This window comes from Caballeronia sp. LZ003, assembly GCF_031451465.1.
GTDB lineage: Bacteria > Pseudomonadota > Gammaproteobacteria > Burkholderiales > Burkholderiaceae > Caballeronia.
The window spans coordinates 1-617 of the sequence record NZ_JARUXJ010000131.1 but is presented as its reverse complement, the minus strand read 5'-3'; the positions used below and the strand labels follow the sequence as shown (position 1 = coordinate 617).

Sequence of the window (617 nt, the reverse complement as noted above, 5' to 3'; positions counted from 1 at the left end):
CGCGCGAAGCAGTCGCGCTTGGGCTCAAGCCTCCTGGACCGTTCGTGAGCACCGGAGAGTCGTCATGATGATGTCGCTTGGACAGTTCGTCTTCAGTCTCAAAACTGCGCCGTTCAAGGAGCTGCAACGGCAGCGCAACTGGAAGCATCGATCCAGTTCGCGCATTGGCGCGCGTGACGCAAGTCAATACGTCGGCGTGGGCGACGACACGATCACGCTCAACGGCATGGTCGCGCAAGACAATGCAATCGGGACCATCGCATCGTTGGATGAGCTCGCGAAAATGGGCGACGCAGGTGACGCGTATGTGCTTGTTGACGGCGCGGGCACGGTGTATGGTGCGTTCGTCATTGAGAGTCTCAATGAGACGGCGACGTATCACACGCGTGATGGTGTTGCCCGCAAGATCGAGTTCAATCTATCGATCAAGCGTGTCGATGACGATGCGTTGGCCAATGCGCAAGGTTCCTGAGCATGACCGTGCACGCACGCTCGCAGCCTCAAGCCGACTACCGCATCACGCTCGACGGCCGTGATCTGTCGCGCCAGATCGCGCCCAAGCTCATCAGCTTGACGCTCTCGGAGTCACGCGCTGAAGAATCTGACACGCTTGATCT

The 617-nt window shown here is 59.0% G+C and carries 1 protein-coding gene and 1 pseudogene; both read left to right on the top strand.

The window, feature by feature from the left end; translation table 11 throughout:
- Positions 1–64 precede the first annotated feature (64 nt).
- Positions 65–472, top strand: a complete 408-nt coding sequence (locus tag QCE79_RS33425; protein ID WP_309851778.1) for a phage tail protein — start codon at positions 65–67, stop codon at positions 470–472.
- A 2-nt stretch (positions 473–474) separates the two neighbouring features.
- Positions 475–617, top strand: a pseudogene (locus QCE79_RS33420) (phage late control D family protein); the annotation flags it as partial.

Bases quoted from the DNA above. Each gene is read 5' to 3' on its own strand.
- QCE79_RS33425 (WP_309851778.1), top strand. From the start codon at position 65: ATGATGATGTCGCTTGGACAGTTCGTCTTCAGTCTCAAAACTGCGCCG.